We start from the raw sequence: 26,455 nt of genomic DNA on the forward strand, positions 1-26,455 counted from the left end.
AGGGAAGCAGTATGAAAGCAACAGGAATTGTACGTCGTATCGATGAACTGGGGCGGGTGGTGATCCCCAAGGAGATCCGCCGCACCCAAAGAATCCGCCAGGGCGATACGCTGGAAATCTACACCGCCGCCGACGGGGAGGTCATCTTCAAAAAGTATTCTCCTCTGGTGGAACTGGGGCAGATCTCGGCCATTTACACCGATGTGCTGGCCAAAAGCCTCGGCTGCACGGTGCTGGTCTGCGACCGTACCTGCATTACGGCGGCCTCCGGCACCGGAAAGGGGGATATGATGGGACGGGAAATCTCCACCGAGGTGGAGCATCTCCTGTCCGGGCGGACGGTCTACACGGCGCCGGACAATTCTGCCAAACGCCTGCATTTGTTTGAGCGCGGCGAGCGTCTGATCCTCTGTGCGGCGCCCATTGTGGCTCATGGAGATATTGAGGGCGGCGTCCTGCTGCCCGGCACAGCGCGGGACCCGGCACCCCGCCCGGACACCGTACAGGTGCTGGCTACTGCCGCCAATTTCCTTTCCCGCTGGATGGAGGAATGACCCCTCAGGCGGACTTGTTCATCTGGCGCAGCACCTTGCGGAAGGTGAAGAAGAAGAGCACCGAAGTGAAGAGCACCGCCAATGTGTCGGCCACCGGCTCCGCCATATAGACGGCCCGGGCCTGATCGTCACGGAACAGGACAGGCATCAGATAGATCAGTGGCAGCAGCAGGATGAATTTGCGCATGACCGCCACCAGGATGGATTGCTTGGCCTTGCCCAGGGAGGTAAAGGTCATCTGGCAGGCCATCTGGATACCGAACAGGAAGAGCGCCGCTACGTAGAGGCGCAGGGCGTTGCCGGTGTAGGCGACCAGCTCCCCATCGCTGGTGAACAGGGAGGCGAACGCCTGGGGAAACAGCTCTACCAGAGCCCACAGCAGGCAGGAGTAGAACAGGCTGACCCGCAGCAGCAGGAAAAATGCTTTTTTTACGCGGTCCCGTTTGCCGGCACCATAATTGTAGCTGATGATAGGCTGTGCTCCCTGGCCCAGACCCTGCAGCGGCAGCATGGCGAACTGCATGACGCTGGACAGGATCGTCATGGCGCCTACGGCCAGATCGCCGCCGTATTGCAGCAAAGAAGAGTTGAACGCTACTGAGATCACACTCTCGCTGGCCTGCATGATAAAGGTGGCGGCGCCAAGTGCCACACAGGGCAGCAGTACGGCAGGGGAGAGGCGGATGGTCTCTTTGCGCAGCCGCAGGAAGGTGCGCTTGCCGAAAAGAAAGGCCAGTACCCAGATACAGGAAAGGGCCTGTGACAAGATGGTGGCCAGGGCTGCACCCCGCACCCCCAGGCCGAACCAGAAGATAAAAATGGGATCCAGAATGATGTTGGCTACGGCACCAATAAGCACCGACAGCATGCCCTCCTTGGCAAAGCCCTGGGCGGTGATGAAGGCATTCATGCCCAGCGTCATCTGCACAAAGATGGTGCCCACCGCATAGATATCCATGTAGGCCACCGCGTAGTCTATGGTGTTGGCGCTGGCGCCAAAGGCCAGCAGAAAGGCCCGGTCCCCCAAAAACAGAATCACCGTCAGCACGACCGAGACTACGATCTGCAGGGCGAAGCAGTTGCCCAGGATCACCTCGGCCTTTTCTTTGTTGCCCTGACCCATGGCAATGGTGGCACGGGGGGCGCCGCCATTGCCCACCAAGGCAGCGAAAGCGGAGACAATCATGATCAGCGGCAGGCAGACCCCCACGCCGGTCAGAGCCAGGGCGCCGGTCTCTGGGATGTGGCCGATGTAGATGCGGTCCACGATGTTGTACAGCATGTTGATGAGCTGCGCGGCCACGGTGGGAAGTGCCAGCCGAAGCAGAAGACTGCCAAGAGGGTCGGTGGCGAGGAACGCTTTGTCGTCGGAATGGGTTTGCATCGCAATGGTCCCTTCTTTACATTATAATAAGGTTATAAAGTAGTATAAATCCGGCGCAGGAAGGTGTCAAGGCAGGTCGAAGCCGGGATTGTGTCGAAACTGTTAAACTTGCAAAAAGTTTTGCCAAACCCCTTGACAGAGAAAAAAAGGAGGGTATAATAAATTTAGCACTCAGAGATAAGGAGTGCTAAAACGAATCAAAGGGAAGCACAAAGGAGATGAGCGACATGGCGATGGACGCGCGCAAGCAGCGGATCCTGGAAGCTATTGTTGCCCTGTACGCCAGTGACGGTGAGCCGGTGGGTTCCGGTCTGCTGGCCAACTACTTTGATATGGCGTTGTCCAGCGCCACCCTGCGCAATGAGATGGCGGCGCTGACCAAGCTGGGGCTGCTGGAACAGCCACACACCAGTGCCGGGCGGGTGCCCAGCGCTCAAGGGTATCGTTACTACCTGGATCACCTGATCGACGCTCCGGGCAGCATCCAGCTGCCGGAGGAGGATCGCGAACACATCGACGACCTCTTCGCGGGCATGGATGTGGAGCCCGAAAAACTGGCCCCCGCGGCGGCACGCAGTCTGGCTGATCTGACCGAATGTGCAGCAGCCGTCACCACGCCTCAGGCACCGGACCTTTGCATCGCTCACTTTGAGGTCGTGCAGGTCGGCCGCTATTCGGCAGCGGTGCTGGCCGTCACCAGTGCAGGCGGCGTCCGCACCCGGGTGGCCCGGGTGGACACCGGCCTGACGCGGGACGATGCCGCCAACCTGGCCCAGCTGCTCAACCGGGGACTGACCTTTGTGGCGCCCCAGGATCTGAGCCCGATGCTGACGGCCAGCATGGTGCTGGCAGCAGGGGAGCGGCTGGCACCGGTGGTGCTGGCTGCTCAGGCACTGGTCACCACCGGCCCGCAGGCCTGCCTGCAGGGCGCCCAGTACCTGGCCAAGATGCCCGACGTGCGCGAGAATCTCGGCACGCTGCTGGAGATCTTTTCCGACAACGAGGCAGCCACCGAGCTGCTTCGCCCCGACGGCGGCAAGATCACGGCCACACTGGGCAGTGATCTGGATCCTGCCATGCCGGGGGCCTGCATCGTCAGCAAGCGGTATCTGGCCGGCGGCGGTCTGACCGGTTCGGTGGCGCTGATCGGTTCCACACGGATGGAATACCGGCGGCTGCTGCCGATTCTGGATTATTTCTCCGTCAAGCTGGGACAGAGCATGGCCGGGCAGGGCCAATAAACAGATAAGGAGGACCCGCAATGAGCCACGAGACAGAAAAAGAAAAGAACACGGCGACACAGCCTGAACAGGCTGCCGAGGCCCCCGAGACCGAAGCCAAGGGACAGACCGCAGAAGCGGCTCCCAAGGCGGAAAAGGCCGAAAAGAAAGAAAAGCATCACCACGCGGAAGCGGCGCTGCAGGCCAAACTGGAAGCCAGTGAGAAGAAAAACGCCGAGCTGAAAGATCAGCTGCTGCGCACCGCGGCCGAGTATGATAACTACCGCAAGCGCTCCCAGCGCGAGGCGGACCAGAAATTCAACGACGGCATTTCCCACGCCGTCACCCAGATCCTGGGCATCCTGGATACCCTGGACATGGCCGCCAATGCCGCCTGCAGTGACGAGAACTACAAGAAGGGCGTCATGATGACGCTGGACAAAGCTGCGAAAGCGCTGGAAAATCTCCACATCACCGAGATTGAAGCGCTTTCCAAGCCCTTTGATCCCAACTTCATGAACGCTGTGCAGCAGGTCCCGCCCGCTGAAGGGCAGGAGAGCGGCACCGTGGTTCAGGTGTTCCAGAAGGGCTACAAGATCGGCGACAAGATCATCCGTCATGCAACGGTGGTCGTCGCGGAATAACGCATGAATCGGGCATCGCCCGTTTCAGATAAATAGACATTCACCACATTCAAAGTTCTTTTGAAGGGAGTTTTATAGTATGAGCAAAATCATTGGTATTGACCTTGGCACCACCAACAGCTGTGTTGCCGTTATGGAGGGCGGCGAGCCCGTCGTTATCGCCAACGCCGAGGGCGCGCGCACCACGCCTTCTGTCGTCGGTTTCACCAAGACCGGCGAGCGCCTGGTAGGCCAGGTCGCAAAGCGTCAGGCGATCACCAACCCCGAAAATACCATTTCTTCCATCAAGCGTAAGATGGGTACTGCCGAGAAGGTTCATGCCGGCGGCAAGGATTACACCCCTGAAGAGATCAGCGCCATGATCCTTTCCAAGCTGAAGGCGGATGCCGAAGCTTACCTGGGCGAGCCCGTTACCGAGGCCGTCATCACGGTGCCTGCCTACTTCAACGACAGCCAGCGTCAGGCCACCAAGAACGCCGGCACCATTGCAGGCCTGAACGTCAAGCGTATCATCAACGAGCCCACGGCCGCTTCTCTGGCCTACGGCATCGATAAGGAAGCCGATCAGAAGATCATGGTCTACGACCTGGGCGGCGGCACCTTCGATGTCTCCATCATCGAGATGGGCGACGGCGTTACCGAAGTTCTGGCCACCAACGGTGATACCCACCTGGGCGGCGATGACTTCGACCAGCGCATCATTGACTGGATGGCCGAGGACTTCAAGCGCGAGAACAACATCGACCTGCGTCAGGACAAGATGGCTGCCCAGCGTCTGAAGGAAGCAGCCGAGAAGGCGAAGATCGAGCTGTCCAGCGCCACTTCCACCAACATCAACCTGCCCTTCATCACTGCCGACGCCAACGGCCCCAAGCATCTGGATATGACGCTCACCCGCGCCAAGTTCAATGAGCTGACCGCTGACCTGGTGGACCGCACCATGACCCCTGTCCGCAAGGCTCTGGCCGATGCTGGTCTGAAGGCTTCCGATCTGGCCAAGGTGCTGATGGTCGGTGGTTCCACCCGTATCCCCGCCGTCTACGACGCCGTCAAGAAGGAACTGAACTGCGAGCCGTTCAAGGGCATCAACCCCGATGAATGCGTCGCCGTCGGTGCCGCCATTCAGGGCGGTGTCCTGCAGGGCGATGTCAAGGGCCTGCTGCTCCTGGATGTTACCCCGCTGAGCCTGGGCATTGAGACTCTGGGCGGTGTCTGCACCAAGATCATCGACCGTAACACCACCATCCCCACCAAGAAGAGCCAGATCTTCTCCACCGCTGCGGATAACCAGCCCAGCGTTGAGGTCAACGTCCTGCAGGGCGAGCGTGAGTTCGCCAAGGACAACAAGAGCCTGGGAACCTTCCATCTGGATGGTATTGCTCCGGCGCCCCGTGGTGTGCCGCAGATCGAAGTTACCTTCGATATCGACGCCAACGGTATCGTCCATGTCAGCGCCAAGGATCTGGGCACCGGCAAGGAGCAGAGCATCACGATCACCGCTTCCACCAACATGAGCAAGGACGACATCGACAAGGCTGTCAAGGACGCCGAGCAGTATGCCGCCGAGGACAAGAAGCGCCGTGAGGAAGTGGATATCCGCAACAACGCCGACCAGATGGTGTTCCAGACCGAGAAGGCCATGAACGAGTTCGGCGACAAGATCTCCGCCGAGGAGAAGGGCGACGTGGAGACCAAGCTCTCCGCCCTGAAGGAAGCTCTGAAGACCGGTTCCATCGATGACATCAAGGCCAAGCAGGATGATCTGCAGAAGGCTTTCTACGCCATCAGCGAGAAGGTCTACAAGCAGGCCGCCCAGAACCAGGGTGCGCAGCAGCAGCCCGGTGCCGACAACGGTGCCCAGGGCGGCAGCCAGCCCAAGGATGACGGCGCTGTGGATGCCGACTTCCACGAAGTCTGATACAATCTGAACCCTGAAACAAAGGCCGCCGCCCGGCAAGGCGGCGGCCCTTGCGGGGTTAATGAAAGAAAGCCCAAATAGAGGGGATTGATTCTATGGCAGAAAAACGTGATTACTATGAGGTGCTGGGCCTCGGCAAAAATGCCACCGATGCCGAGATCAAAAGCGCCTACCGCAAGCTGGCCAAAAAGTACCACCCCGACCTGAATCCCGGCGACAAGGTTGCCGAGGAAAAGTTCAAGGAGGTCAACGAGGCCCACGATATTCTTTCGGACCCGGAAAAGCGCAAGCGCTATGACCAGTTCGGCTTTGCCGGGGTCGACCCCAACTATGGGGCCGGCCAGGGCGGCGGTGCCGGATTCGGTGGCTTCGGCGGCGCAGGTGGTGTGGACCTGGGCGATATCTTCGGCGATATCTTCGGCGGCGGTTTCGGCGGATTTGGTGGTTTCGGCGGTTCCACCCGCTCCAATCCCAATGCGCCGCGCAAGGGGCATGACATCCAGGCCAGTGTGATCCTGACCTTCGAGGAGGCCGCCCACGGCTGCGCCAAGAAGATTACCCTGAATCGTCAGCAGACCTGCCCCGATTGCCACGGCAATGGCTGTGAGGCCGGTTCCAGCCCGGAGACCTGCACCCAGTGCGGAGGCCGCGGCTATGTGGTGACCCAGCAGCGCACCCCCTTTGGTGTGATGCAGAGCCAGCAGCCCTGCCCGCACTGCGGTGGTCGCGGCACCATCATCAAGAACCCCTGCAAGACCTGCCGCGGTACCGGTAAAACCAGCACCCGCAAGACGCTGGAAGTGAAGATTCCGGCCGGTATCGATGATGATCAGAACATCGCGCTGCGCGGTCAGGGCGATGCAGGCAGCAACGGCGGCCCTGCCGGCGATGTGATCGTCCATGTGACGGTCAAACGGGACGCGGTCTTCGAGCGTGACGGCTACGATGTGTATGTCCGTGTGCCCATCACCTACTCCCAGGCGGTTCTGGGCGCCGAGATCGAGGTGCCTACCGTGGATGGCAAGGTGGCGCAGAAGATCCCCGAGGGGACCCAGAGCGGCACCAAATTCCGCCTGCGCGGTCAGGGCATCCAGTATCTGAATGGCCGCGGCCGCGGTGACCAGTATGTCATCGTGGAGGTGGAGATCCCCAAGAAACTCAACCGCACCCAGCGTGAGGCACTGAAAGCCTTTGAGGACAGCCTCAAGGACGAAAACTACGAGAAACGCAAGGGATTCTTCAAGAATCTGCGTGACCGGTTCAGCTCCTGATCCTGAGTACACAAAATCAGCCGGGCGGCCCTCCAAGGGCTGCCCGGCTGTTGTGTTATCCTACAAAAGAAAAAGAGCAACTCGCAAGAGTTGCTCTTTTTTTGCACGGTTTGGATGCCGGGGCGATTAGTCGCTCACGTAGGGCATCAGCGCCATATAACGGGCACGCTTGATGGCGACCGTCAGCTCACGCTGATGGAACGCGCAGGTACCGGTCACACGGCGGGGAATGATCTTGGCGCGCTCGCTCACGTACTTGCGCAGGCGGGGCAGATCCTTGTAATCAATGTGCTCAACGCGATCGACGCAGAAGCTGCAAACCTTCTTGCGGCCACGATGCATCGGGCGGGAAGAACGATCCATAGCCATTGTGGTAACCTCCTTGTTGGATTCTACAATCGATTTGTCAGAACGGCAGATCGCCTTCATCCTCGATCAGTGCAAAGTCATCGTTGCTGCCGGCAGAATAGCTCGGCGCAGGTGCCTGTTGCACAGCGGGGCGGGCGGCGGGGTCTGCCATGGGCGCGCCGTAGTTGGCGCCGCCCATGCTGGGTGCTGCGTTGGCGGATTTGGGTCCGGCAAAGTTGACGTTGTTGGCCACGATTTCAATGGCGGTGCGGTTGTTTCCGTTTTTGTCCTGATAGGACCGGCTCTGCAGACGGCCGTCCACGGCAATCAGCGAACCCTTCTGGAAATACTTGCACACAAATTCCGCCGTGCGGTCCCACGCGGTTACGGGGATCCAGTCGGCCTGGCTCTGGCCGCTGGCATCACGCTTGCCGTTGCGGTCACACGCAATGGTAAAGGATGCCACGCTTTTGCCGGACGTGGTCTGGCGAAGTTCGGGGTCGCGGGCAAGGCGGCCCATAATAGCAACAACATTCAGCATTTTCGGTACTCCTTACTCCTCCTCAGCAATGATCATGCTGCGAAGAACGCCTTCAGTGATCTTGTAGACACGATCCAGCTCGGCCGGGAAATCGGGCTCGCTGGTGAACTTGATCACCGTGTACACACCCTCGGTCTCATCGTTGATGGGATAGGCGAGACGCTTCTTGCCCCAATCATCAACAGAATCGATCGTACCATTCGCCGCAATCAGGTTCTTGAACTTGTTGATCAGAGCGGCGGAAGCCTCCTCGTCGAGGTTGGCGGTGGTAACCATCATGGTTTCGTACTTAGCCATATTCTGTGCACCTCCTTTTGGACGTATGGCCCTTTGCCCATGCAAAGGGCAAGGATAAACTGTGCCGTTTGGCACAGCAATTTATTATAGCAAGTCATTGGTTTCTTGTCAAGGGCTGCCGGCCGGGTTTTTCGCGCTGTATGCAGAAAAATAGACGAAAATTGCCCCGTTTTGCCACCGGGTTGCAAAATCAACATTTTCATGATACCATAAATCGGCAAGGCCGTACAAGGTCCGTTTTGTGTGTGAGGGGAAAAATATGAATGGTTTGGAAAATCTGATTTTCAGCCTGGATGCTACGCTGCCGGTCTTCCTGGTCATGGTGGCGGGCGGTATTCTGGGAAAGCTGGGCTTTCTGCCCAAGGAATTCTGCAAGGCATCGGACAAGCTGACCTTTAAGATCACCTTGCCCATCATGCTGTTCCTGGATATGGCGGATGTGGATATGCGCCATGATTTTCAGCCCAGGTTCGTGCTGTTCTGCTTCGGGGCAACGCTGATCAGTATTCTGGTGATCTGGGGACTGGCGCGGCTGCTGATGCGGGATAAATCCATCATCGGTGAGTTCGTGCAGGCATCCTACCGCAGCAGCGCGGCGGTGCTGGGCGTGGCCTTTATCCAGAATATTTATGGCGAAGCGGGTATGGCACCCTTGATGATTCTGGGCAGCGTGCCGCTTTTCAACATCTTTGCGGTGCTGATTCTGATGATCGAATCTCCCCAGGAACAGCACGAAGCGCCCCGTCCTGGCCAGCTGGTGCACGGCGTGATCACCAACCCCATTCTGTTGGGCATTATCGCAGGCACCATTTTCAGCCTGCTGCCGGTAGAGCTGCCCACCATTGCGGACAAGACGCTGAACAGTCTGGCTTCGCTGACCACACCGCTGGCGCTGCTGTCCATCGGCGCCAGCTTTGAGGGGCCCAAGGCGCTGAAAAAGGCCGGCCCCACACTGGTGGCTGCCCTGATCAAGACAGTGGGGTTGTCGGCCATCTTTATTCCCTGCGCGCTGGCGCTGGGCTTCCGGGAAAAGGAACTCATCGCATTGCTCATCATGCTGGGCAGTCCCACGACTCCCAGTTCCTACGTCATGGCCAAAAATATGGGTCATGAAGGTGTGGTGACGGCCAGCGCCATTGCGGCGACGACGCTGCTTTCGGCCCTGACGCTCACCGGGTGGATCTTTATTCTGCACGGCGGCGGCTGGCTGTGATCTTATTTAAACAGAAAGCGGAGTGACTCCCGTTGGGGGAGAAACTCCGCTTCTTTTTAATAGTTCTTTTTGGCGTAGATACGGACACTGACGGCCCAGCTGATGAGAAGACAGACCAACGCTGCACCCAACACAGCGGAAAGAAACAGCAAAATCCACTGCTGATCCGACAGGGAAGAAGCCTCCATCATCTGCTTGAGCGTATGCAGTAGCTGTGTTGCCGGATTGCTCTCGGCATCCTTCATCAAGGCGAAGAAAGCCACAGGTCCGAAGAACACGATGAAAATCGTGATGGACACCCAACTGCGGGCCTTGGCGGCACCAAAGCGGTAGGACAGCGGCATGACAAAGGAGATATACATCAGGGTGACGGCAGCGGCGGAGATCATGCCGCTGGCGGTTTCCATCACGGAGGGTTTCGGATCGGGAATCAGCAAAATCAGCAGAAGGCCCAGCGGAATACTGACCGCGGTCAGCAACAGGGTGAGCAGGTATTTCGCGGATACCAACTGGCGGGGGGAAACGGGCAGCGTCCGAGCGTAAGCATCCCAATGGCTGCTTTCATCCATGCTGATGGTGGAGGAAGCATACATGCCCAACACAAAGACCAGCGCGTAACTCAGGAAACTGATCCGGCACAGAGCCGTGAAGCCACCGTAAAACAGCAGCAGAAAGAGAAAATTGGTTTTGTATCCGCCAAAAATCATCGTCCAGTCTTTGTAGAGCAAGCCTTTCATTGTCCATCCCTCCCGCTGTAAAAGCGCATGATGTCGTCGATGCCGGCCGAATCACAGATGACATCGGGCAGCAGCCGCTGGACTGTCTCCCGGTTCTTGACCAGGCTCTCGCAGCCGAACGCATTCTGCCGGGTGAAGACCACGCAGCCGGCAGGCAGCTTCTCCAGATCGGCGCGGCGGCACCGCAGCAGGCCATATTCCTGCAAAAGGGCATCCTTATTTTCATGGAAGAGCAGCTGCCCATGGTGCAGGTAGGCAATGGAATCCGCCACCTGCTCCAGATCGCCGGTGATGTGGCTGCTCATGAGGATGCTGTGCTGTTCATCCTGGATGAACTCCAGGAACAGGTCCAGCATCTCGCCGCGTACCACCGGGTCCAGCCCTGCAGTGGCCTCGTCCAGCACCAGCAGGTCGGGATGGTGGGCCAAAGCGGTGGCCAGACTCAGCTTCATCCGCATGCCGCGGCTGTATTCCGAAAACTTTTTCCGGCTGTCCAGTCCGAACCGCTGCAGATAGGCGGCAAACTGCCCGGCATCCCAGCGGGAACCAAAAATCCCCGCCATGCTCTTGCCGATACGCTCGGCGGTAAGGCCACCAAAAAAGTAGGCATCCTCGAACACTACCCCCAGCCGGGCCCGGGCGGCTTTGTCGGCGGGGGTGCTGCCCAGCAGGGTGACCTCCCCGGCATCGGGGGAATTCACGCCGCAGAGGATTCTCAGCGTGGTGGTTTTTCCAGCGCCGTTTTCCCCCACCAGCCCCACGATGGTGCCGGCAGGAACCGTCAGATCGATGGGACCCAGAGTAAAGTTTTTGTACTGTTTCTGCACTCCTCGCAGAACGGCGGCTTCGTTTGCCATAGTCAGCCCTCCCATAAAAGGCGCAACATCTCGCATACTTCCTCGTAGCCGATGCCGCCCAGCCGTGCGGCATCCACCGCACCCTGCAGGCTGCTCTCGACGTTCTTCAGATGTTCTTCCCGGACCAGCGCAGGGTTCTGGGCCGCCACAAAGCTGCCGCGCCCCGGCTGGGTGAGGATGAACCCGGCGGATTCCAGGTCTTCGTAGGCACGTTTGGTGGTGATGACGCTGATACGCAGTTCTTTGGCCAAAAGCCGGATGCTGGGCAGGGCGTCCCCCTCGTGCAGTTGCCCGGACAGGATCTGTTCTTTGATCTGCCGCGTGATCTGCGCGTAGATCGGTTCCTGACCGGAATTGGACAGATAGATTTCCATGAAGCGCTCCTTTGCATCGAACTGTACATATTCGATATTTACAGTATATACACGATATACACAGTTGTCAAGAGGCAGAACAAAAAAATCCCGCCCTTGCGGGGCGGGAAAAGGTTATTCTTCATCGGGATCCGACACCGGGACGCCGCGGTGCTCCACCGGGGTGGAAAAGACGATCTGCGTATGGGTGCGGCCGAACTGTTGCAGGTGGTTGATGAACTGGTCCAGTTCCTGGGTGGTACCGAAGAGCACCTCGATGAGCATGCTGTAGTCACCGGTCACGCAGTTGCATTCCACGACCTGAGGGCATTGCTGGATATAGGGATAAAACTCCGGTTTGCGCTGGGGGTCCATATCCAGATTGATGAAGGCCTTGACCATGTATCCCAGCTTGGGGGCGTCGATCTGGGCCTGATAGCCGGAGAGGATGCCGGCGCTTTCCAGCCGGGCGATGCGGGCCGATACGGCCGGGCTGGACAAAAAGACGTGGTCGGCGATTTCCTTCAGCGGCGCGCGGGCATTTTTTTGCAGCATGTCAATAATTTTGCGGTCTATATGATCCATAAGGTGACTCCTTGCCACAGATGGTGTCGTGTATTGAAAAGGTGAAAGCTTTATTATCGAAAGTATTGTAGCACAAGAGGCACGGTAAGTAAAGGAAAACACAAAAGAAAGAAAAACGGAAGCTGCAATTTGGCGAAAACGGAGCAAAAAGTGACACTCTGCTGACAATCCTTGGCCCGCAATTGAAAAAACAGACCAAACATGCTACAATAAACTGATATTATGGAGAATAGGCTCTCTGTGCGCGGGAACAGGGAGACAAAGGGAAATCAGGAAAACGGAATGATCAATAAACGCGAAAAACTGCAATATGCCTATGTATTTGCGCTGGATCTGGTAACGCTGCTGCTCAGCGTGTTGCTGGCATGGCTCATTACAGACGGATTGTTGGGGCGTATTGTCCCCTATAGCAGGAGCGACTGGGTGCAGACGATCTGTCTGCTAGTAGTCGCTTTTATCATGACCTTCTTTTTTTTCAACCAGAGAGAAAATATCGTGACCCGCGGGCCAGGACGGGAAATGGTACTGTCGGTGCGCTTCAACGTGCTGATGGCGGCGGTCTACTCCACCCTGATGCTGCTGGCCAAAGCGGAAATGCTGGATTCCCGGTACTTCGCCGTAGCGGTGCCGCTGGTCAATGCGCTGATGATGCCGCTGACGCACACGCTGCTCAAGCGCTATCTGTTGCGCTCCCAGAACCGCAGCGGCATGGAAAGTCTGGTGGGCATCCTGTCAACGGTGGACCACGCGGGCGCCGTCATCCGGGAATTGCGGGACGATTGGTCCAAACGGGTGTGCGGCGTGGTACTGCTGGACGCGCCGGCCGAGCAGGTGGGCAAGGATTTCGGAGGGGTACCGGTGCGCGCCAATTTTGATGATTTCATGGATTGGATCCGGCGGGCGGCGCTGGATGAGATCTATGTGGATATCCCGATGGACAGCGGGGAATCCTTTATTCCTTACCTCGAAGAGATGGAGAGCATGGGCCTGACCGTGCATTTCCGCCTCAAGATGCTGGACCGCATTGAGGAGGTCTGCTGTGATGAAACCAGCGCGGCCCGTCTGAGCCGGGAGCTGGGGCGCTGCGCCGGCGGCAACATTGTCACCATGGGCACCATCGAACTGGAACTGCGGGATATGATGCTCAAGCGGATGATGGATATTGTCGGTGCTCTGGTGGGATGCATCATCAGCATTCCGATCATCGCCGTGGTGGCAATCCCGCTCAAACTGGAAAGTCCCGGACCGCTGATTTTCAAGCAGAAGCGGGTGGGCCTCAATGGCCGGTATTTTTATATTCACAAGCTGCGCAGCATGTATGTGGACGCGGAGGCGCGCAAAAAGGAACTGATGTCTCAGAACGAGATGGAAGGTCTGATGTTCAAGATGGAAGATGACCCGCGCATCACCAAGGTGGGACGATTCATCCGGCGCACCAGCATTGATGAGTTGCCCCAGTTCTTTGATGTGCTCAGGGGCAATATGTCGCTGGTGGGGACCAGGCCGCCCACACTGGATGAGTATAAACAGTATGAGAGTCATCACAAGCGCCGCCTGAGCATGAAGCCGGGCATCACAGGTTTGTGGCAGATCAGCGGCCGCAGCGATATTGAGAACTTCGAGGAAGTGGTTCGGTTGGATGTCCGCTACATCGACAACTGGTCACTGTGGAATGACGTGAAGATCCTGCTCAAAACGGTGGTCGTGGTCTTTGCAGGCCGCGGCGCCCGATAAGCAAAACAGAAACCGCCTGCCCCTTGGGGGCGGGCGGTTTCTGTTTGTCTCAGAAGTCGGGATTCTTGATCGGCATATTGGGGAAGACGTCATAGGCGCTGAACAGGACGTTGTTGTAACTCATCTCGAAATGACAATGGTTGCCGGTGGAGTCGCCGGTGGACCCCACATAGCCGATGACCTGTCCCTGGCTTACGGTATCGCCCAGGGAAACGGCAAAAGAGGACATATGGGCATACAGCGTTTTGTACCCGTTGCCGTGATCGATGGTCACATAGTTGCCCCAGCTGGGGTGCATGTTCACAACCTCCACCACGGTGCCACTGTCGGAGGCATAGATCGGTGTGCCGTAGGGGGCAGCAATGTCCACGCCGCGGTGGCCGCCGCGAACCTGCAGGTTGGCCCAGCGGGAAATGGTCCGGTACCCCGGCACCGGCCAGATGAAGGTGCCGGTGCCCAGTTTGCCGATCATGCCGTTTTTCAGCCGGGTGCCCCGGCGGATGATTTCCGGGGTGGGGGACTGCTGCACCTGGACATCCACGACCTGGTCGTCCACGAGGGTTCCGTTGATGTAGGTCAGTTCCCGGGTGACGGCCTCGCTGCCGGGAACGCCTTCCTGCACGGTTTCGCTTTTGCCGAAATCCAGCTCGCTGTCCTCCTGGGTCTCGGTGTCATAGGGAATCTCCTGGGTTTCCGTGATACGCTCACTGACCTTCACCTGGAGGTCTTCTCCGTCATTGGCCTGCAGGGCGGCCAGAACATCGGCATAGGGGACCACCGAATCCGTCAGATAGATGCCGTCCACCAACCGCAGCCCGTGCACAAAACTGACCCGTGTGGTCTGGCTGGTGGGATCCTCCCACGGGGCTTTGATACTGTTCAGATACCGGCGCAGATGATCTCCCTCGGTAGTCACGAAGCACAGCACGCCGTCCACATAAACGGCGGTGGCTTCGCTGATCTCGCTGCCGCTGATGCGCAGGATCTCGTTGGCCACTTCGCTTTCCGTCATGGTCACATCGCTGATGGACAGCGTATAGCTGGGCTCCAGATCCCAGGACAATGTCTGGCGGTCGGCAGCCAGCAGCTCCCGGGCGGAGTTCACACGGGCCAGCACATCGGCGCGGGCATTGTCGAAAGCCTCTTCGCTGGCAACGTACCCTACCGTCTGCCCGTTGACGGTCACCCGCAGGGCGAAGGGGAGGGACAGCCCTGCACGGACCAGCAGGATGAGCCCGATTGTGGCGGCTGCCGGCAGGAGATACCCGAGGAGGAATCGTCCCGGAGAATGCAGCGCGACACCAAGGTCCAGCAGCGCCTGGATAGGCGGACGCAGCGCCAGCAGCAACAGATTGCCCAGGGCCCGGCGCAGCCAGCAAAACACCATGCGCAGCCTGCGGAAAAGCCGGACCAGGGTATATTCCACAAAAAATCCAACAGCGTAGAGAAAATCCCCCAGTGGATTTTGCAGCAAGCGAAAAAGCGGCATCCGCAACGATCTCCTTCCAGTGTTTATTGCGGCACGTAGGCCAGCGGATTTACGCGGCTGCCGTTGACCCGCAGCTCCAGATGCAGATGATAACCGCCGTTGGCACCGAATACATTGCCGGTGTTGCCCACATAGCCGATGACATCCCCCTTGTGCACCGCTTGTCCCTGACTGACGGCAATGCGGCTCATATGGGCGTACAAGCTGTCATAGCGGCTGCCGTCCCCGGCGGTACCATGGCTGACCTGCACACAGTTGCCGTAGCTGTTCACCGGCCCGGCCGCACTGATGATGCCGTCAGCAATGGCGTAGATCGGCGTGCCGTTGGGGGCGGCAAAGTCCGTTCCCCGGTGGGGGATGCCCCAGGGATCCGCCTCTCCGAATTGTGTGGTGATCATGCTGTAGCTGTCCAAGGGGCAGCGAAAATCGAGGCTGGTCAAAATCAGGTCATCGGTGGTGTAGCGGTCGCTTTGGGCACGCACATAGGCGTCCAGGGCAGCGGTGGCCTCCTCGTAAGCTTTCCTGGCCGCTTCGGTCATGACCGCCTGGGCTTGCTCGGCGGATTCCTGGGCACTCCATGTCTCATTGGCCTGCTGAAGGGCGGTTTCCAGCGCATCCTGCATGCTGTCCAGCTGGTTCTGCTGCGCATCCAATGCAAGTTTGGCGGATTCTGCCTCCTGTGCGGCGGCCTCTGCCTGCTGGCGGGCTTCCTCCAGGGCCTGGGCCTGAACACGCAGGTCGGTGAGGACCTCATTGTTTTTGGAAACGATCTGCTGCAAAACTTCGGAAAATGTCAGCAGCTGATACAGGCTTTTGGCCTGGGCCAGCAAACCGATGGCTCCGTCGCCCTCCAGCATCTGCATGGCGCGCATCTGCTCTTTGCTGCGCCCCAGACAGTCATTGTATTCGGCCTGCTTCTGAACCAGCGCCTCAGCGGCCTGGTTTGCCTCTGCCTGGCGTGTCAGCAATTCCCGCTCGGCTTCCTGCAGGGAAGCATATACATTCTGGAGCTGGGCGGCTACCGTCGCGGCCTGCCCCTCCAACTGTCCGATCTGGGATTCGGTCTCCGCCTGCTGCTCCTGGATTTCGGACAATTCCTTTTGCGCGTTTTCATATTCCTGTTGTGCCTGCGTTTTCTGTTCGCTAAGTGATTGCTGGCGGTCCTCAGCGGCCGCCGGCAGAGCGGCCACAACCAACAGTAAGAACAGCAAAGCGGCGACGGCACAACGCAGATGGGAGTACGACATGGCAAAAGTCCTCTTGAATCGGGAAAACGGTTTATTGTGATAGACCTGTATAGGGAAAGTCTATCACGATAGACCAATTCTGTCAAGAAAGGACCGGGTTCGCCCCGAAAACAAAAACACGCTCTCTGCATGACAGAGAGCGTGTTTTTTCCGGTCAGCAGGAATTCCCTGCCGCGGGAAGGTATGGGTCAGAAGTCTACCTCGGTATCATAGTAGCAGCATTTCAGCAGCTTTTCCATTTCCTCCTGGGAGGGTTGCCGCGGGTTGGACCCGGTGCATGCATCGCCGATGGCGTTCTTGGCAATCTCAGGCAGGCGCTCCAGGAACACTTCCTCGGGCACAAAGCCTTGCTCGCAGGGGAAAGAATCGGCACCATAGTGACCAATGCAGTGCGGGATGTTCAGGTCGTCGTTCATGCCGCGCAGATACTTGATCAGCAGGGCGACCTTCTCGTCATCGTTCTCACCGCCCAGGTGCATCTTGTCGGCGATGACGCCGTAGCGCTTCTTGGCGGTGGGGTCCTTGGCGTTGAAGGCGATGACCTTGGGCAGGTACATGGCATTGGCCGCACCGTGGATGATGTGGGCACCGTAGTCGGCAAAGGCTGCGCCGGTCTTGTGCGCCATGCTGTGGACGATGCCCAGAAGAGCGTTGGAGAAAGCCATGCCGGCCAGACACTGGGCATTGTGCATGGCGTCTCGCTTGGTCATATCGCCGTTGTAGCTGCCCACCAGATCCGCCTGAATCATTTCGATGGCATGCAGGGCCAGCGGATCGGTAAAGTCGCAGTTCGCCGTGGAAACATAGGCCTCGATGGCGTGGGTCATGGCGTCCATACCGGTGTGGGCCACCAGCTTTTTGGGCATGGTGTGAGCCAGTTCGGGATCGACGATGGCCACGTCAGGGGTGATCTCAAAGTCCGCAATGGGATACTTGATGCCCTTGGCATAGTCTGTGATGATGGAGAACGCAGTGACTTCGGTGGCGGTGCCGGAGGTGGAGGAAATCGCGCAGAAATGTGCTTTGCGGCGCAGCGGCGGAATGCCGAAGACCTTGCACATATCCTCGAAGGTGATGTCAGGATATTCGTACTTGATCCACATGGCCTTGGCTGCGTCGATGGGGGAGCCGCCGCCGATGGCGACGATCCAGTCCGGCTGGAATTTCTGCATGGCAGCTGCACCCTTCATGACGGTCTCTACCGACGGATCGGGCTCGATTCCTTCAAACAGGGCAACTTCCATACCGGCTTCTTTTAAGTAGGCCTCGGCACGATCCAGGAATCCAAAGCGTTTCATAGAACCGCCGCCGACACAGATCATCGCGCGCTTGCCGGGGAGCGTTTTCAGGGCTTCCAGTGCATTGGGGCCGTGATACAGGTCGCGGGGTAAAGTAAATCTTGCCATGGGAATGACCTCCTAACGAATTGACAATAAATTGTCAATGTGATTATCTACAGTATACCGAATCTTTGTCCAAACGTCAATCGGCGATAAGGAGAATTTGCGCACATAAATTCGGCATTTTGACGGATGTGTGGGCATAGGGTGCAACAGGGGCGAAACCACTCTGTTTCGCACGGAAAGGAGGCCGATTATGCGTCATCTGACCCCGCTGCAAAATCGTCTGATGCGCCGGCGGGCCCATATTCTGGCAGGCATTCTGGCGCTGGTCTGCTTCGGCGGGCTGCTGGTGCGACTGTTCCTTCTGCAGGTGATGGATCCGGATGGGTATGCGGCCCGTGCGGCAGATCAGCAGCTGCGCGGTGCAACGCTGCCGGCGCCCCGGGGGAAAATCTATTCCTCCGATGGTACGTTGCTGGCAGCCAGTGAAACCTGTTGGACGATCCGGGCGTCTCCCCGGGAACTGGACGATGCGCTGGTGGAACCGGCAGCCCGGGCATTGAGCGAGATTCTGGAAATTGAGTATGAGGACACGCTGGAAAAATTCAGCCAGCGGACCTCCAATGACTGCCTGCTGCGACGCCGTGTGGACCGCGAAATGGCCGAGGCCGTGCGCAGCTGGTGTATTGAAAACGGAGCCGAAGGAATCCAGATCCGGCAGGACACCAAGCGTGTCTACCCGGAAGGGGATTTTATGGGAGGCATTCTGGGCTTTACCGATGTGGACAATGCAGGGCTGTGGGGGCTGGAGCTGAAGTACAATGAGGAACTCACCGGACAGAACGGAGAAATTCTGACGGCCAAAAATGCCTGGGGGTACGATATGCCCACCCATTACCAGACACTGGTGGACGCAGTGCCTGGCAATACGCTGACACTGACCATCGATGCCAATATCCAACACTGGCTGGAAAGCGCGATGGATGCCGCCGTACGGGAACACAATGTGGCGCAGCGCGGTGTGGGCATTGTCATGGATGTGCAGACGGGGGCGATTCTGGCCATGACCAGCCAGCCGGATTACGACCCCAATACACCGCGGCAGATCATCAACGAGGAGATTCGTGCCCAGGTGGATGCGCTGACCGGGGAAGCGCGCAGTGCAGCCCTGCAGGAGGCGCAGCAGACCCAGTGGCGCAACAAGGCCATCAGCGATCTGTATGAACCGGGCAGCGTATTCAAACTCATTACGGCAGCTGCGGCGCTGGACACCGGCGTCTGTACCCCGACCGATACCTTTGTCTGCGCCGGCAAAATCAATGTGGCGGGGACCTGGTTTCGCTGCGCCAACGGGCATATCCACGGCGTGGAGACTTTTGCCCAGGGACTGGCCGTCAGCTGCAACCCTTGCTTCATTCAAATTGGGGCGCGGCTTGGCAAGGAAAACTTCTGCAACTATTTCGAGGCTTTTGGTCTGCGGGAGGCTACCGGCATAGACTTGCCGGGCGAGATCAAGCGCAGCGAATACTATACCGCCGATCGGATGGGGCTGGTACAGAGTTTTGGACTATTAAAAAATAACGAATAAACGATAAAAAACAAGCTGCTCCTGCGGGATGAAACGCAGGAGCAGCTCTTTTTTTGTGTGAATGACCGTGCACCCGGCGGAAAAGCGGGTCAGCGTACCGGGTTCCGGGCTTTGCAGATCAGCTGGGTCATGGTGCCCATAGGGCAGTAGACGCACCAGCTGCGGGGCTTGAAAAGGGCCATCGTCACAAGGCCCAGCACGGTGGAAGTGAGCATGACGCTGTAGAAGCCGAAGGCAAACTGGGCCACGCCGGGGTGGAGCAGCGTGCCGTGGTAGGCCCAATGCCAGGGCAGCTTGAAGGTCCACAGCAGGGTGACGACCTGCTTGAGATCCTGGGCGCCGGCAAAGACCAGCCAGGTGTTCCAGAGCATCACGAAGAACATCACAAAGAAAAAGGCCAGAAAGCCGTAGCGAAATGCCTTGCTTTTCATCCAGCGGGGAATATCGTGCTTGCGAGATAACCCGAACCGGCCGCCCAGCAATCCAAAGAGCTGGCCCCGGCCGCAATAGCGGTTGCAGTACGCCTTGCTGCCCGTTGTGATCGAGATGAGCAGCGGCAGAAAGAAGCAAGCCAGACCCAGCCAGGCAAACAGGATGTTGAAAAATCCCAGCACCAGGTAGAGCAGCGAAACGATCCACAGATAGTCGTACCAGTGTTTTTTCATGCTTCCACCTCCTGCAGCTGGATCACGCTGGCCGGACACTCCCGGACGCATTTCTCGCAGCCTACGCACTTGTCCGGATTCACCCGTGCAGTGATGCCGTGGAGTACCTGGATGGCGCCCAGCGGGCATACCTTGACACAACAGCCGCAGGCCACACAGTCCCGTTCTTCCACAACGGCCTTGCGGCGCTTCTTCCCTGGATTCATGGAAACCCTCCTTGCAGTTACTGCAAGGAGTATACCGGAAAAGAATCCGCTTTACCGTGATGAGGTCACCGAACGTTGTGAGGCAGATGCCTAATTAAATCTCTGGTTCCGAAAAAATCCTGAAACATTGCACCAGGAGTGATCAGCGCACACTTGTTCGCATGCATCTAGAAGGTAATCCGATTTTCACCTTACTTCATCTAAAAAAGAAAATATCTTGTGAAGAACCTGCATAGTATTGGCTAAAGAAACAGACGAACGTAGGGCACGAAGAAACGGAGTCCAATTATGAATGTACAGTATGTTACGGTTGTGTTCTCAACAGAAAAGGGAGCTCGAACGCTGGAGGAATGTTTGGAGCAACTGTTGTGCAACTTGGATCTTGAGAAAATAGAGAAAAAAGATGCATGAGACAAGGCAATAAGCGAGTGCTGACCGGTTTTGCACAGGAGGCTGCCATTTACCTAAGACTGTCCGCCGCCGACGGTCCTGCCGCTGAGTCGGACTCTATACAAAATCAGCGTTCCTTCCTTCGGGAATGGGCACAACATCATGACATTACTATTGCCCGGGAATTTGTGGACGATGGCCACACCGGCACAGACTTTGCGCGTCCCGGTTTTCAGGAACTGAGTCAATGCCTGATGGATGGCAGCGTGCGCTGCGTCATCGTCAAGGATTATTGTGCGATAATAGGACTAAATCAGAAAGACCTTGAAAACCAAGGCATTCTGGCTTAGTCCCTTCTTTTTTTGACCGAAAACAAAGGACTTTCACAATAATCAAGCAAGCCGGAGGGTGCCGCTGCACACTTCCGGCAGAAGGAGGATATAGTGGGTGCTATCAAAGTCTTCTTGAAGGAGGTTGTGCTGCCAATCGCGCTTGCGTTCTGTCTTGCGTCATTTCTCAAGCCGATCTATATGCCTGACGGCGTATGCGACTACTTCCTAATGTGGATCTGCGTCGGCTTGCCATTCGGCATCCGGAGGATGTGCCTCTGGCTCGTTCCAAGCGGTTACGGCATCTCCGGCTCAGTCGGCATCTTCGCATTGAACTTAATCATAGGCGGTCTTATCGGAGGACTCGCCTTCTTCATCGGGCTGCTGCTCGGTGTCATTCATACCATCCGAGAAATCATCTGAACTACATCGTAAACGAAGAGGGTTTGTTTCTTCTCCAATTTGGAGTAAGAAGCAAACCCTCTTTTTTTGTTGCCCAAAAGCCGGAATATTTGCTGGCGATGCGGCGAAAGAAAGGAGTTTTTAAGCATGAAACGCATGACAGCCGGTGATCTGCAAGCACTGGAATTACTGATGCAGACCACACCCGGCTTTGAGCATTTTGACAGCGGCGCGGATGGCATTCTCCCTGAGTGCCGAAGCTGCCGCTTTCATCGTCCCTTCTGGAAATATCAGTCCTGCGTGTTTGCAGAGTGTCCCTACTGCAGCAATCCCGTTTCAACCCTCAAAAATCAAAGTGGCACATCTGATGCCGGAAAGGAAGCCAGTCATGGATAACAAAATTGAAATCTTCAAGAACGAACAGTTCGGTGAGGTGCGGACGATCCTCATCGGTGGTGAACCGTGGTTTGTTGCGGTTGATGTGTGCAATGCCCTTGATATTGGGAATCCGTCGCAAGCTATTTCAAAGCTCGACGATGACGAAAAAGTGACCCTCACTACTAATGAGGGTCACTCCGGAAAGCTGGGCGGCGCTCAAATGCTGAATGTAATCAGCGAAGCAGGACTCTATTCGCTTATTTTGAAAAGCCGCAAGCCCGAAGCCAAAGCCTTCAAACGCTGGATCACACATGAGGTCATTCCCACCATCCGCAAAACCGGTGGATACATGACAGACTCCCTTCTGGAACGCATTCAGAAGGAACCGGCGGTCATCATGGAGTTCGCTCAGGCGTTGATTCTGGAAAAGAATCGCGTGAAGGCTCTTGAGTGTGAGCTGAACACGGCAAAGCCCAAAGCCGATTACTACGACGCCTTCATCAATCCGGATGACTGCACCAATATCCGAACGACGGCGAAGGAACTGAAAATCCCGGAGCGCAAGTTCGTTCAGTTCCTTCTCAGAGAGAAGTACCTGTTTCGCTCTCCCTCCGGTCAGCTTCTTCCCTACAACAAGGACAGCAATGCCGGACTGTTCATCGTCCGCGATTTTGTGACGTACTGCTACACCGGTTCTCAGACCTACTTCACGCCGAAGGGCAAGGAGGTCGTCCGAATGAAGTTCCAGAAGAAGTGCGGTGAAGAGCTGCTTCCCAAGATGGCAAGGTGATTTTCGTGGCAGTCTATCGCGTAAACAAGAATCGTAGCTATACCGTCATGGCGAACTTCCACCTTCGAGACAAGAGCCTGTCACTCAAGGCAGTCGGTCTTCTCTCAAAGATGCTCTCGTTCAATGATGGCTGGAAGTTCTCAACCAAGGGGCTTTCTGCAATCTGCAAGGAAGGTCCGGATGCCATTCTCTCCGCGCTCCGTGAGCTTGAAAAGCACGGCTACCTTGTCCGGCACCGGCAGAGAGACGGTAAAGGCAGGATGAGCTGCACAATCTTTGAGATATACGAAGAGCCGCAGGAGTCCACGCCAGAACGGGAAAAGCCACACACGGAAAATCCATGTGTGGAGAAGCCAGATGTGGATAATCCACGCGGGGATAAGTCCGCACAAATAAATACTGATCAAGTAATTACCCAAGAAAGAAATACTCTCTCAAAGAACTATCAATCCATCAATCTTGATGGGATGGACAGGATGGATGAGCGAAGCGAGTATGAAGAGATTATCAAAGAGAATCTTGACTACGACATTCTCTGTCAGGATCCGAAGTTCGATAAAGACCGCTTCCGGGAGATCATGGACATCATGCTGGATGCCGTCTGCTCTACCGCTACGACCATCCGTATCAATGGCGAGGATATGCCGCAGCAAGTGGTTAAGTCCCGCTTTCTCAAGCTGAATAGCAGCCACATAGAGTACGTTCTGGAAGCAATGAACAAGAACCCGTCAGACATCCGTAATATCCGGGCGTACCTGTTGACCGCTCTGTATAACGCCTCTCTGACGATAGACAATTACTACTCCGCGCTCGTCAATCATGATTTCTACGGGCAGGACAGATCGGCAGGGTCAAAGAAGCCGAAGACCTACGATTATAGCCTTTGTGAAGACACTCTTTAATGAATACCATCGTGAGCAATGCTCGGAAAGGAGGACAGTGTAAATGAAAATCATCTATCGCCGGATTGTGCCGCCTTAGCTGAGGTAGCATTCCCATAATCATTCCAACGAAAGGAGGTAAACGCCGCAATGCAGGATGAAGTCAACACCAAAGTTGTTGCAATCATGATCAAGGGCGGCAAAATCTCAGCCGAGGTGCTGAAAAAGGCACTGGACAAGTTCGTGCAGGAGATTGAGAAGGCGCAGAAGCAGATGCAGCAGCCAAAAACCTATCGCGGCAAGCAGTCCATCAAGCATCTGATGAGCCAGAATGCCGCCATCTCCAACATTGAAGTGACGGACGGCAACATCAAGTCCTTTGAGCGTACTGCCAGCAAATACGGTCTGGACTTTGCGCTCAAGAAGGACGTTTCCGTTGAGCCGCCCAGCTATCTTGTCTTCTTCAAGGGACGAGATGTTGATGTGATGACCGCCGCGTTCAAGGAGTTCTCCGCCAAAACCGTCAAGCAGAAGGAACAGCCGTCCATCCGGCACAAGCTGGATCAGGAGAAAGCTCAGAGCAAGGCGCAGCACAAGGAGAAGGTCAAGGTCAAAACCAAGGATCGGGGTGTGGAGCTGTGAACAAACCCGATGTGAAGAAGCTCGTTCTTCTGAACCTTCCGTATGTCTTCGCCTTCTACTTTGCAGATAAGATTGCCGCCGTGTTCCGTCTCGCACCCGGCACAGAGTTCATCGACAAGCTGACAAACGGTTTTGCCGTGTTCGGCACAGCCTTTGCAAATCCGCTGCCCAGCTTTCATCCCGTCGATCTGCTTATCGGGCTGATTGCCGGTGCGCTGCTCAAGCTGGCAGTCTACGTCAAGGGCAAGAACCGCAAAAAGTTCCGGCAGGGCGAAGAGTACGGCTCTGCACGATGGGGCAAACCGGAGGACATCAAGCCGTACATGGACCCGGAGTTTTCCAACAACGTTATCCTGACGCAGACGGAGTTCCTGACCATGAACAGCCGCCCGAAGCAGCCAAAATACGCCCGCAACAAAAACATCCTTGTCATCGGCGGTTCCGGCTCAGGTAAGACGCGCTTTTTCGTGAAGCCAAACCTGATGCAGATGCACAGCTCCTATGTGGTCACTGACCCGAAGGGTACGGTGCTGGTAGAGTGCGGCAGGATGCTCGAAAAGGGCGGCTACGTCATCAAGTCGCTGAACACCATCAATTTCCGGAAATCCATGCACTACAACCCGTTCAGCTACATCCGCAGCGAGAAGGACATCCTCAAGCTGGTCAATACGATCATCGTCAATACGAAGGGAGACGGCGATAAGTCCGGCGAAGATTTCTGGGTCAAGGCGGAAAAGCTCTACTACACAGCTCTCATCGGCTACATCTGGTACGAGGCACCCGACCACGAGAAAAACTTTACTACTCTGCTCGAAATGATCAATGCCTCGGAAGCCAGAGAGGACGATGAGACCTTCAAGAACCCCGTGGATGTCATGTTCGATGAGCTGGAAGCCTGCGATCCTGACCACTTTGCGGTCAAGCAATACCGCAAATACAAGCTGGCGGCGGGCAAAACCGCTAAGTCGATTTTAATTTCCTGCGGTGCAAGGCTTGCGCCCTTCGACATCGCAGAGCTGCGGGATCTGATGAGCTACGATGAAATGGAGCTGGACACCATCGGAGACCGAAAGACGGCGCTGTTCGTCATCATTTCCGATACCGACGATACCTTCAATTTCGTTGTGGCAATCATGTATTCCCAGCTCTTCAACCTTCTCTGCGACAAAGCAGATGACGTTTACAACGGACGGCTTCCCGTCCATGTGCGCTGTCTGCTGGACGAGTTTGCGAACATCGGTCAAATCCCCAAGTTTGATAAGCTCATCGCAACCATCCGAAGCCGGGAAATCTCGGCGTCAATCATCTTGCAGTCCCAGTCTCAGCTCAAGACCATCTACAAGGATGCGGCTGACACCATCACAGGTAACTGCGACTGCACACTTTTTCTTGGCGGTAAGGAGAAATCCACGCTCAAGGAAATCAGCGAGGTGCTGGGTAAGGAGACAATCGACCTTTACAACACCTCAGAAACCCGTTCCAACAACAACTCCTATGGCTTGAATTATCAGAAAACCGGCAAGGAACTGATGTCTCAGGATGAGATCGCCGTCATGGACGGAGCAAAGTGTATTTTGCAGCTTCGAGGCGTGAGACCTTTTCTCAGTAACAAATACGACATTACGAAGCATCCAAAGTACCGGCAGCTCTCCGACTATAACAAGCGGAACGTCTTTGACATCGAGAAGTACCGGCAGCACAAGCTGGTAGTCAAGCCCGATGACACATTCGACCTCTATGATATGGGCGAGGTCGATGCAGATTAAAGCCCCGTCGCTGCACTGCGCAGTGGGTAAAGCCTGATGGCTCATCCCAAAGCAGAACAGCGACGGGGCTTCTTTTTTTATGCCCATTTTCAAAAATACACACTCAACTTTCATCGATTCAAGGAGGAAAATCTATGGCTTTTATCAATCAGGCTGTCACGGTTCTTCAGACGCTCGTTATCGCCCTCGGCGCAGGTCTCGCAGTGTGGGGTGTTGTCAACCTCATGGAAGGCTACGGCAACGACAACCCCGGCGCCAAGTCTCAGGGCATCAAGCAGCTCATGGCTGGCGGTGGTGTGGTGCTGATCGGTACGACCCTCATCCCTCTGCTCTCCGGTCTGTTCGGTTAATCCGGCAGCCACGCAGAAGTAACCATCGGGGCGGGTGCCGGAAAAGGCACTCGCCCTTCACAATTCACCAACGATTTAAGGAGGAAATTCAAGTATGGCATTTATCAATCAGGCAGTTACGGTTCTCCAGACGCTTGTTATCGCCCTCGGTGCAGGTCTTGCGGTGTGGGGAGTTGTCAACCTCATGGAAGGCTACGGCAACGACAACCCCGGCGCTAAGTCTCAGGGCATCAAGCAGCTCATGGCTGGCGGCGGTGTGGTGCTGATCGGCACGACCCTCATCCCCCTGCTCTCCGGTTTGTTCGGCTAATCCACGGCAAGCCCAGCTTAACC

At 56.7% G+C, this 26,455-nt stretch carries 31 protein-coding genes; 18 read left to right on the plus strand and 13 right to left on the minus strand.

Translation table 11 applies throughout. The features are described from left to right. Positions 1-11 precede the first annotated feature (11 nt). The gene (locus NQ490_RS15415; RefSeq protein WP_007046070.1) at positions 12-554 is read left to right on the plus strand and encodes a stage V sporulation T C-terminal domain-containing protein; all 543 of its coding nucleotides are present in this window, start codon (positions 12-14) and stop codon (positions 552-554) included. A gap of 4 nt (positions 555-558) precedes the next feature. On the opposite strand, the gene NQ490_RS12155 is transcribed toward NQ490_RS15415, so the two are convergent. Then, positions 559-1,938, minus strand: a complete 1,380-nt coding sequence (locus tag NQ490_RS12155) for an MATE family efflux transporter (RefSeq protein ID WP_007046071.1) — start codon at positions 1,936-1,938, stop codon at positions 559-561. Between the two features lie 227 nt (positions 1,939-2,165). On the opposite strand from NQ490_RS12155, the gene hrcA reads away from it, so the two are divergent. The 4 genes from hrcA (at position 2,166) to dnaJ (ending at position 6,991) form a co-directional block, all read left to right on the plus strand. Beyond that, on the plus strand, positions 2,166-3,179 hold the full coding sequence (hrcA, locus tag NQ490_RS12160; protein ID WP_084759085.1) for a heat-inducible transcriptional repressor HrcA: 1,014 nt from the start codon (positions 2,166-2,168) through the stop codon (positions 3,177-3,179). Between the two features lie 20 nt (positions 3,180-3,199). Then, on the plus strand, positions 3,200-3,802 hold the full coding sequence (locus NQ490_RS12165) for a nucleotide exchange factor GrpE (RefSeq protein ID WP_007046073.1): 603 nt from the start codon (positions 3,200-3,202) through the stop codon (positions 3,800-3,802). A gap of 79 nt (positions 3,803-3,881) precedes the next feature. Then, on the plus strand, positions 3,882-5,720 hold the full coding sequence (gene dnaK / locus NQ490_RS12170) for a molecular chaperone DnaK (RefSeq protein ID WP_007046074.1): 1,839 nt from the start codon (positions 3,882-3,884) through the stop codon (positions 5,718-5,720). A 95-nt stretch (positions 5,721-5,815) separates the two neighbouring features. Next, positions 5,816-6,991, plus strand: coding sequence for a molecular chaperone DnaJ (gene dnaJ / locus NQ490_RS12175; RefSeq protein WP_007046075.1), 1,176 nt, complete (start codon positions 5,816-5,818; stop codon positions 6,989-6,991). 126 nt (positions 6,992-7,117) lie between these two features. On the opposite strand, the gene rpsR is transcribed toward dnaJ, so the two are convergent. Genes rpsR through rpsF form a run of 3 tightly spaced genes read right to left on the minus strand, consistent with a single transcriptional unit; the run spans position 7,118 to position 8,177 of the window. Then, on the minus strand, positions 7,118-7,360 hold the full coding sequence (rpsR, locus tag NQ490_RS12180) for a 30S ribosomal protein S18 (RefSeq protein WP_040917474.1): 243 nt from the start codon (positions 7,358-7,360) through the stop codon (positions 7,118-7,120). A gap of 37 nt (positions 7,361-7,397) precedes the next feature. Further along, the gene (locus tag NQ490_RS12185; protein ID WP_007046077.1) at positions 7,398-7,880 is read right to left on the minus strand and encodes a single-stranded DNA-binding protein; all 483 of its coding nucleotides are present in this window, start codon (positions 7,878-7,880) and stop codon (positions 7,398-7,400) included. 12 nt (positions 7,881-7,892) lie between these two features. Then, positions 7,893-8,177, minus strand: coding sequence for a 30S ribosomal protein S6 (gene rpsF, locus NQ490_RS12190; protein ID WP_007046078.1), 285 nt, complete (start codon positions 8,175-8,177; stop codon positions 7,893-7,895). 259 nt (positions 8,178-8,436) lie between these two features. Here rpsF and NQ490_RS12195 point away from each other — a divergent pair, with 259 nt between their 5' ends. Beyond that, a complete protein-coding gene (locus tag NQ490_RS12195) occupies positions 8,437-9,390 on the plus strand; it encodes an AEC family transporter (RefSeq protein ID WP_007046080.1) in 954 nt (317 codons plus the stop codon). A gap of 56 nt (positions 9,391-9,446) precedes the next feature. Here NQ490_RS12195 and NQ490_RS12200 read toward each other — a convergent pair whose 3' ends face one another. From NQ490_RS12200 to NQ490_RS12215, 4 genes are all read right to left on the minus strand, one after another. Further along, positions 9,447-10,127 (minus strand): ABC-2 transporter permease, encoded by a 681-nt coding sequence (locus NQ490_RS12200; protein WP_007046081.1) that lies wholly within the window; start codon positions 10,125-10,127, stop codon positions 9,447-9,449. Then, complete coding sequence (locus NQ490_RS12205) at positions 10,124-10,984, minus strand: ABC transporter ATP-binding protein (RefSeq protein WP_040917476.1); 861 nt, start codon at positions 10,982-10,984, stop codon at positions 10,124-10,126. The genes NQ490_RS12200 and NQ490_RS12205 overlap by 4 nt, the downstream gene beginning before the upstream one ends. Before the next feature lie 2 nt (positions 10,985-10,986). Continuing rightward, entirely contained in the window at positions 10,987-11,358 is a 372-nt protein-coding gene (locus NQ490_RS12210; protein WP_007046083.1) for a GntR family transcriptional regulator, read from the minus strand. 114 nt (positions 11,359-11,472) lie between these two features. Next, positions 11,473-11,922, minus strand: coding sequence for an Lrp/AsnC family transcriptional regulator (locus NQ490_RS12215; protein WP_007046084.1), 450 nt, complete (start codon positions 11,920-11,922; stop codon positions 11,473-11,475). Positions 11,923-12,204: 282 nt separating this feature from the next. Between NQ490_RS12215 and NQ490_RS12220 the strand changes: the two genes are divergently transcribed. Beyond that, positions 12,205-13,656 carry a sugar transferase gene (locus NQ490_RS12220; RefSeq protein ID WP_040917478.1) on the plus strand — a complete coding sequence of 484 codons (1,452 nt, stop codon included), beginning with the start codon at positions 12,205-12,207 and terminating at the stop codon, positions 13,654-13,656. A 49-nt stretch (positions 13,657-13,705) separates the two neighbouring features. Here the strand turns inward: NQ490_RS12220 and NQ490_RS12225 are convergent, their stop codons facing one another. The 3 genes from NQ490_RS12225 to NQ490_RS12235 form a co-directional block, all read right to left on the minus strand. Next, complete coding sequence (locus NQ490_RS12225; protein WP_007046087.1) at positions 13,706-15,145, minus strand: peptidoglycan DD-metalloendopeptidase family protein; 1,440 nt, start codon at positions 15,143-15,145, stop codon at positions 13,706-13,708. Between the two features lie 23 nt (positions 15,146-15,168). After that, positions 15,169-16,392: a murein hydrolase activator EnvC family protein gene (locus NQ490_RS12230; RefSeq protein WP_007046088.1), complete on the minus strand. Its 1,224-nt coding sequence runs from the start codon at positions 16,390-16,392 to the stop codon at positions 15,169-15,171. A gap of 188 nt (positions 16,393-16,580) precedes the next feature. Then, on the minus strand, positions 16,581-17,798 hold the full coding sequence (locus NQ490_RS12235) for an iron-containing alcohol dehydrogenase (protein WP_007046089.1): 1,218 nt from the start codon (positions 17,796-17,798) through the stop codon (positions 16,581-16,583). Between the two features lie 190 nt (positions 17,799-17,988). Between NQ490_RS12235 and NQ490_RS12240 the strand changes: the two genes are divergently transcribed. Continuing rightward, a complete protein-coding gene (locus NQ490_RS12240) occupies positions 17,989-19,323 on the plus strand; it encodes a peptidoglycan D,D-transpeptidase FtsI family protein (RefSeq protein ID WP_050764666.1) in 1,335 nt (444 codons plus the stop codon). Positions 19,324-19,412: 89 nt separating this feature from the next. On the opposite strand, the gene NQ490_RS12245 is transcribed toward NQ490_RS12240, so the two are convergent. After that, a complete protein-coding gene (locus tag NQ490_RS12245; protein WP_007046092.1) occupies positions 19,413-19,988 on the minus strand; it encodes a hypothetical protein in 576 nt (191 codons plus the stop codon). Continuing rightward, positions 19,985-20,194, minus strand: coding sequence for an ATP-binding protein (locus NQ490_RS12250; RefSeq protein ID WP_007046093.1), 210 nt, complete (start codon positions 20,192-20,194; stop codon positions 19,985-19,987). The genes NQ490_RS12245 and NQ490_RS12250 overlap by 4 nt, the downstream gene beginning before the upstream one ends. A 288-nt stretch (positions 20,195-20,482) precedes the next feature. Here NQ490_RS12250 and NQ490_RS12255 point away from each other — a divergent pair, with 288 nt between their 5' ends. The 10 genes from NQ490_RS12255 to NQ490_RS12300 all read left to right on the plus strand — a co-directional run bounded on the left by NQ490_RS12255 (position 20,483) and on the right by NQ490_RS12300 (position 26,432). Continuing rightward, the gene (locus NQ490_RS12255) at positions 20,483-20,605 is read left to right on the plus strand and encodes a hypothetical protein (RefSeq protein ID WP_007046094.1); all 123 of its coding nucleotides are present in this window, start codon (positions 20,483-20,485) and stop codon (positions 20,603-20,605) included. Beyond that, the gene (locus NQ490_RS12260) at positions 20,602-20,934 is read left to right on the plus strand and encodes a recombinase family protein (protein WP_007046095.1); all 333 of its coding nucleotides are present in this window, start codon (positions 20,602-20,604) and stop codon (positions 20,932-20,934) included. The genes NQ490_RS12255 and NQ490_RS12260 overlap by 4 nt, the downstream gene beginning before the upstream one ends. Positions 20,935-21,027: 93 nt before the next feature. After that, positions 21,028-21,336, plus strand: coding sequence for a DUF6050 family protein (locus tag NQ490_RS12265; RefSeq protein WP_007046096.1), 309 nt, complete (start codon positions 21,028-21,030; stop codon positions 21,334-21,336). A 126-nt stretch (positions 21,337-21,462) separates the two neighbouring features. Further along, entirely contained in the window at positions 21,463-21,711 is a 249-nt protein-coding gene (locus tag NQ490_RS12270; RefSeq protein WP_040917481.1) for a hypothetical protein, read from the plus strand. Then, on the plus strand, positions 21,704-22,483 hold the full coding sequence (locus NQ490_RS12275) for a BRO family protein (protein WP_040917482.1): 780 nt from the start codon (positions 21,704-21,706) through the stop codon (positions 22,481-22,483). Before NQ490_RS12270 ends, NQ490_RS12275 begins: the two co-directional genes overlap by 8 nt. Beyond that, positions 22,480-23,385 carry a DUF6017 domain-containing protein gene (locus NQ490_RS12280; protein WP_007046099.1) on the plus strand — a complete coding sequence of 302 codons (906 nt, stop codon included), beginning with the start codon at positions 22,480-22,482 and terminating at the stop codon, positions 23,383-23,385. The genes NQ490_RS12275 and NQ490_RS12280 overlap by 4 nt, the downstream gene beginning before the upstream one ends. 129 nt (positions 23,386-23,514) lie before the next feature. Further along, positions 23,515-24,006 (plus strand): PcfB family protein, encoded by a 492-nt coding sequence (locus tag NQ490_RS12285; protein ID WP_005934796.1) that lies wholly within the window; start codon positions 23,515-23,517, stop codon positions 24,004-24,006. After that, a complete protein-coding gene (locus NQ490_RS12290) occupies positions 24,003-25,772 on the plus strand; it encodes a VirD4-like conjugal transfer protein, CD1115 family (protein ID WP_007046100.1) in 1,770 nt (589 codons plus the stop codon). Before NQ490_RS12285 ends, NQ490_RS12290 begins: the two co-directional genes overlap by 4 nt. Positions 25,773-25,906: 134 nt before the next feature. Beyond that, positions 25,907-26,122, plus strand: a complete 216-nt coding sequence (locus NQ490_RS12295; RefSeq protein ID WP_005934794.1) for a Maff2 family mobile element protein — start codon at positions 25,907-25,909, stop codon at positions 26,120-26,122. A gap of 94 nt (positions 26,123-26,216) precedes the next feature. Then, positions 26,217-26,432 carry a Maff2 family mobile element protein gene (locus NQ490_RS12300; RefSeq protein WP_005934794.1) on the plus strand — a complete coding sequence of 72 codons (216 nt, stop codon included), beginning with the start codon at positions 26,217-26,219 and terminating at the stop codon, positions 26,430-26,432. Positions 26,433-26,455: the final 23 nt, after the last annotated feature.

It is taken from the genome of Subdoligranulum variabile (assembly GCF_025152575.1).
Taxonomy (GTDB): domain Bacteria; phylum Bacillota; class Clostridia; order Oscillospirales; family Ruminococcaceae; genus Gemmiger; species Gemmiger variabilis.

Coding starts and splice junctions, on each gene's coding strand:
- NQ490_RS12245 (WP_007046092.1), bottom strand. CDS start 19,988: ATGAAAAAACACTGGTACGACTATCTGTGGATCGTTTCGCTGCTCTAC.
- dnaK (WP_007046074.1), top strand. CDS start 3,882: ATGAGCAAAATCATTGGTATTGACCTTGGCACCACCAACAGCTGTGTT.
- rpsF (WP_007046078.1), bottom strand. CDS start 8,177: ATGGCTAAGTACGAAACCATGATGGTTACCACCGCCAACCTCGACGAG.
- NQ490_RS12165 (WP_007046073.1), top strand. CDS start 3,200: ATGAGCCACGAGACAGAAAAAGAAAAGAACACGGCGACACAGCCTGAA.
- NQ490_RS12205 (WP_040917476.1), bottom strand. CDS start 10,984: ATGGCAAACGAAGCCGCCGTTCTGCGAGGAGTGCAGAAACAGTACAAA.
- NQ490_RS12255 (WP_007046094.1), top strand. CDS start 20,483: ATGAATGTACAGTATGTTACGGTTGTGTTCTCAACAGAAAAGGGAGCT.
- NQ490_RS12215 (WP_007046084.1), bottom strand. CDS start 11,922: ATGGATCATATAGACCGCAAAATTATTGACATGCTGCAAAAAAATGCC.
- NQ490_RS12295 (WP_005934794.1), top strand. CDS start 25,907: ATGGCTTTTATCAATCAGGCTGTCACGGTTCTTCAGACGCTCGTTATC.
- NQ490_RS12210 (WP_007046083.1), bottom strand. CDS start 11,358: ATGGAAATCTATCTGTCCAATTCCGGTCAGGAACCGATCTACGCGCAG.
- NQ490_RS12195 (WP_007046080.1), top strand. CDS start 8,437: ATGAATGGTTTGGAAAATCTGATTTTCAGCCTGGATGCTACGCTGCCG.
- NQ490_RS12270 (WP_040917481.1), top strand. CDS start 21,463: ATGAAACGCATGACAGCCGGTGATCTGCAAGCACTGGAATTACTGATG.
- NQ490_RS12235 (WP_007046089.1), bottom strand. CDS start 17,798: ATGGCAAGATTTACTTTACCCCGCGACCTGTATCACGGCCCCAATGCA.
- NQ490_RS12230 (WP_007046088.1), bottom strand. CDS start 16,392: ATGTCGTACTCCCATCTGCGTTGTGCCGTCGCCGCTTTGCTGTTCTTA.
- NQ490_RS12200 (WP_007046081.1), bottom strand. CDS start 10,127: ATGAAAGGCTTGCTCTACAAAGACTGGACGATGATTTTTGGCGGATAC.
- NQ490_RS12220 (WP_040917478.1), top strand. CDS start 12,205: ATGATCAATAAACGCGAAAAACTGCAATATGCCTATGTATTTGCGCTG.
- NQ490_RS12300 (WP_005934794.1), top strand. CDS start 26,217: ATGGCATTTATCAATCAGGCAGTTACGGTTCTCCAGACGCTTGTTATC.
- NQ490_RS12275 (WP_040917482.1), top strand. CDS start 21,704: ATGGATAACAAAATTGAAATCTTCAAGAACGAACAGTTCGGTGAGGTG.
- NQ490_RS12155 (WP_007046071.1), bottom strand. CDS start 1,938: ATGCAAACCCATTCCGACGACAAAGCGTTCCTCGCCACCGACCCTCTT.
- NQ490_RS12240 (WP_050764666.1), top strand. CDS start 17,989: ATGCGTCATCTGACCCCGCTGCAAAATCGTCTGATGCGCCGGCGGGCC.
- rpsR (WP_040917474.1), bottom strand. CDS start 7,360: ATGGCTATGGATCGTTCTTCCCGCCCGATGCATCGTGGCCGCAAGAAG.
- NQ490_RS12250 (WP_007046093.1), bottom strand. CDS start 20,194: ATGAATCCAGGGAAGAAGCGCCGCAAGGCCGTTGTGGAAGAACGGGAC.
- NQ490_RS12260 (WP_007046095.1), top strand. CDS start 20,602: ATGAGACAAGGCAATAAGCGAGTGCTGACCGGTTTTGCACAGGAGGCT.
- dnaJ (WP_007046075.1), top strand. CDS start 5,816: ATGGCAGAAAAACGTGATTACTATGAGGTGCTGGGCCTCGGCAAAAAT.
- NQ490_RS12185 (WP_007046077.1), bottom strand. CDS start 7,880: ATGCTGAATGTTGTTGCTATTATGGGCCGCCTTGCCCGCGACCCCGAA.
- NQ490_RS12285 (WP_005934796.1), top strand. CDS start 23,515: ATGCAGGATGAAGTCAACACCAAAGTTGTTGCAATCATGATCAAGGGC.
- NQ490_RS12225 (WP_007046087.1), bottom strand. CDS start 15,145: ATGCCGCTTTTTCGCTTGCTGCAAAATCCACTGGGGGATTTTCTCTAC.
- hrcA (WP_084759085.1), top strand. CDS start 2,166: ATGGCGATGGACGCGCGCAAGCAGCGGATCCTGGAAGCTATTGTTGCC.
- NQ490_RS15415 (WP_007046070.1), top strand. CDS start 12: ATGAAAGCAACAGGAATTGTACGTCGTATCGATGAACTGGGGCGGGTG.